The organism is Gemmatimonadota bacterium (assembly GCA_039715185.1).
GTDB lineage: Bacteria > Gemmatimonadota > Gemmatimonadetes > Longimicrobiales > RSA9 > DATHRK01.
This window is the reverse complement of record JBDLIA010000156.1, coordinates 1-3,899: the sequence shown is the minus strand read 5'-3', so window position 1 is coordinate 3,899 and position 3,899 is coordinate 1. Positions and strand designations below refer to the sequence as shown.

Below are 3,899 nucleotides of genomic sequence, written 5' to 3'. Positions count from 1 at the left end.
CGCGATGTAGTGCGCCTGGGCGCGTATCAGGTCGGCTCGCGGTCCGCCGAGGCGCTGACGCGAGACGCTGCGCCGTATGTTGTAGGAGGTATTGGGCGTCAACCCGTCTGTAACCCGTCACTCTGTCCTGAGTTCTAACGGGGTCTGGATTTCAGACTGAGAGGATGAGGCGACCCGAGGCGGGGTAAGCTGTGCGACTCGTTCCGTAGCGCGCAGCTTTCTCGTCCAGGGAGGAGTGCGGGCACGAGACCGGCTGGTTTAGCGGCCACAACCCGGTCTCGCACCCGCCATCGCTAGACGATCGGTAGTGTACTGGCATCGGGGCTGGCTGACTACCTCTCGGCGATCCAGAGCGGGGAGGTCCTTTTCCAGACGCTGGTCCGGGAGTCGGGCAGGATCTGCCCCCGCTGCGGGACGGGGCGCTGCGCACGGCCTCACGCCTGGCGTTTCCGCAAGCAGGTGCAGGATCTGTCGACGGGGGACGTCTTCCAGGACGTCCCGATCCGGCGAGCCCGATTCTGCGACGGCTCGACGGTCTCTCTCACGCCCAGCGACTTATGGCGCGGGCGATCGACGCTCGGCTCGGTGCTGGAGACGGTCGTGCACGTGTTGCGCGACGGGATCGAGCAGGGCCACGAGTGGGCGCTGTTCGCTGGTCGGGGCGAGCCGGCGGTCTCCCGGCGTACGCTGCGGCGCTGGGCCGATTGGGTGCGCAGCCGCCTGGTCGGCTCGGCCTGGGCATGGCTCGGACCGCGGCTGGGGCTGAGCTGGTCCGAGCAAGCCGATGAGGTCGAGCAACTCGACCGAGTGCTCGCTTCTCTCGCCGGCACCGTCTTGCTCGCCTTCCGCGCCGTGACCGGCTGCGCTGTTTTGGATAAACCGACGGCACCTTCGCGGCAGACGCCCTGCTCTGCGCGACGCGTCGCGGGTCGTCTCGCTCCGAGCCCGCCACACGATCGGTCTTCGCCGCTACGGCCGCGGGGCTCATGGTGGCCGCGATACCGGCGGAGAGGTCCTCCGTCCGGCAAGCACGGAGGCTCCACAGATGATTGAGGACAAGACCAAGCCGGCTCGGCCCACGCACCGCGACTGGGCGGTGTTTCGCTACGGCCTGATCTCCGAGGCGACCCGTCCCTTGACCGACGAGGTGGCCAGTCAGGTGCTGGCCCGCATGGCCGCGCGGCAGCATCAGCTCCCCGATGGGTCGATCCGGCGCTTCAGCGTCTCCACCCTGCGGCTGTGGCTCCGCAAGTACCAGCGCGGCGGCCTGGATGCCCTGCTACCCCAGACCCGCTCGGACAAGGGCAGCTTCCGCTCGCTCGATGACGACACCATCGAGCTGATCTGTCGCCACCGCGTCCAGCACCGGCAGATCTCGGTCAAGCTCTTCCACCAGCTCCTGCATGAGGACGGCGTGCTGGGTGAGGGCAAGCGGGTCTGCGAGGCGACCCTCCGGCGCCTGCTCAAGACCCGCGGCCTGGCCAAGCCCCTGCGCGGTCCTGGCAAGGCCCGCGCCAAGTACGAGATGCCGCATCCCAACGACCTGTGGGTCGCCGATTTCATGCACGGACCCCGCGTCCACGCCCACAAGGGCAAGCGCAAGGCCATCCTCTGCGCCATCATCGACGATCACTCCCGAGTGCTCGTCGGCGCCCGTTTTTCCTTCTCGGAAGACACCGCCGATCTGCTGCACACCTTCCGCGACGCGATCGCCACCTACGGGGTACCGAAACGCTTCTACTGCGATAACGGCCCCGCCTTCACCTCACGCCACCTGGCCGAGGCCTGTGCCCGGATCGGCTGCACCTTGCTGCATTCCGAACCCTTCGACTCACCCTCACGCGGCAAGGTCGAGCGGGTCTTCCGCACCATCCGCGGCCGCCTGCTTCCCTTGCTCACCGACGAGGACCTGGCCTCGATCGATGCCCTGCAACAACGGCTCGAGCACTGGCTCCGCGAGGACTACCACCTCAAGCGCCACGGCGGCATCGCCATGAAGCCCCTCGACCGCTTCCTCGCCGGTGCCGAGCAGATCCCCATCCAGCGTCTGGCGCCGGCCGAGATCGACCATGCCTTCATGGGACGCCTCACCCGCGTCGTCCGAAACGACGCCACCGTCAAGATCGACGGCACCTTCTACGAGGTCCCGCCCGACTACATCAGGGCCCGGGTCGACCTGCGCTTTCCGGTCGGACGGCCCGAGGAGATCATCCTCTATCGCGACGACAAGCCCGTGGGGCCGATCAAGCCCGTCGACCCGGTCGACAACGCTCGCTTCCATGCCGGACCCCTCGAGCTGAACTACGCCGAGCTCGTCCGCCGGCGCCAGGACGAGGAGGCCTCCTCATGATCGAGGCTCGCTTCGGCCTCAAGCACCGCCCCTTCGACAAGGCCATCGACAGCCGGAAGCTCTACCTCTGGCCCGGCCTCCAGGAACTCGCCGCCCGGCTCGAGATGAGCAAGCAGGCCCGCGGCATCCTGCTCGTCACCGGCGAGCCCGGCACCGGCAAGACCGTGGCGCTGCGCCGCTTCGTCGACTCCCTCAACACCGAGCACTACCTCGCGGTCTACCTGCCGCTTTCCACCATCACCGCCATCGACGCCTACGCCCAGCTCAACCGCGCCCTCGGCGGCCAGGACGTCCGCTCCAAGAGCCTCCTCTACCGCGAGATCCAGCACGGCGTCGCCCAGCTTGCCGCCCAGGGCAAGCAGCCCGTCGTCATCCTCGACGAGGCCGATCTCTTGCGCTCGCCCCTCTTCGACGAGCTGAGGATCCTCCTGAACTTCGAGATGGACTCCAGGGACCCCCTCCTGCTCATCCTCGCCGGCCAGCCTCAGCTCCTGGCCAAGCTCGCCCTCAGGATCCACCTGCCCTTCCGTCAGCGCGTGGCCATGCGCTACCGCATGCCCGCCATGGACGAGGAACACACCCGGGGCTACGTCGAGCACCACCTCCGCCTCGCCGGACGCCGCCAGCGCCTGTTCACCGACGAGGCCCTCATCCAGCTCTTCGTCCAGGCCGGGGGCATCCCCCGCGCCATCGGCAACCTCGCCCTCGCCGCCATGTACCACGCTGCGGCACAAGGCAAGGACCTCGTCGAACTCGACGAAGTCGTCACCGCCAGCAAGGAGATCGTCTGATGCTCGGTCTCGATCGCCGCATGTCTTTCGAAATCGAATTCAACCAGGTCGCCATCGCCGTGGCCCAGATGCTGGTCCGCCACATGGACGACGTCTTCCTCTGGCTCATCCACCAAGACAAGACCCAGCGCGACGGACCTCAGCAGCGCACAGCCGAGATCGCCAACCGCATCGTCGTCCTCTGCCGACGACTCGTCGAAGAACTCCAACGCTACGAGAGGTGGAATCAGATCCGTCGCGAGCAAGAGCAGAAGGACATTGCCGAGGACGATCTGCCCTTCTGACCCACCAAGGTGCCTTGTCCGTCGGGCCGGCCGGGGGGTGCCCCCCTGCCGGCCCTCCTGTCTCCTGCCCTCGCCACGTCAACACAAACGGAACGACCGCAGGACCTCACGCACGGCTATCTGCCACGTCCGGTTCCACCATCACGCTGCGCTGCGCGACATTCCACCTTCCGTCTCGCATCCCGGCGTGAAACGGCCGCTCAGAATAATCTGGCAGGTTACACCGCTGTCGCATCCTGCTCGGCCGCCCGCCTCCGCCGCCCTCCGAGACCCTCTCCGCACGCGAGTTGATGCTCCGCGTCGCCGAGATCGACATCGAGCGTTGCCCGGTCTGCCGCCGCGGGCGGCTCGTCCGCTCCCGCACGCTCCCACGCTGCCCTTTTCTCCCACGCACGGCACGACCACCACCGGCAGACAGTCTGACCTAGCCGCGCGCTCGCCGTTTCGGTCGATTCCCCGGCCTCGCTCGTGCGC

At 67.7% G+C, this 3,899-nt stretch carries 3 protein-coding genes; all 3 read left to right on the top strand.

Features of this window, described 5'->3' with window-relative positions; all coding sequences use genetic code 11:
* Positions 1–1,045 precede the first annotated feature (1,045 nt).
* The 3 genes from ABFS34_16020 to ABFS34_16010 are packed head-to-tail and all read left to right on the top strand — an operon-like array spanning position 1,046 to position 3,425.
* On the top strand, positions 1,046–2,350 hold the full coding sequence (locus ABFS34_16020; GenBank protein ID MEN8376934.1) for a DDE-type integrase/transposase/recombinase: 1,305 nt from the start codon (positions 1,046–1,048) through the stop codon (positions 2,348–2,350).
* Complete coding sequence (locus ABFS34_16015) at positions 2,347–3,141, top strand: AAA family ATPase (GenBank protein ID MEN8376933.1); 795 nt, start codon at positions 2,347–2,349, stop codon at positions 3,139–3,141. The genes ABFS34_16020 and ABFS34_16015 overlap by 4 nt, the downstream gene beginning before the upstream one ends.
* Complete coding sequence (locus tag ABFS34_16010) at positions 3,141–3,425, top strand: hypothetical protein (protein MEN8376932.1); 285 nt, start codon at positions 3,141–3,143, stop codon at positions 3,423–3,425. Before ABFS34_16015 ends, ABFS34_16010 begins: the two co-directional genes overlap by 1 nt.
* The last annotated feature ends 474 nt before the right edge of the window (positions 3,426–3,899 follow it).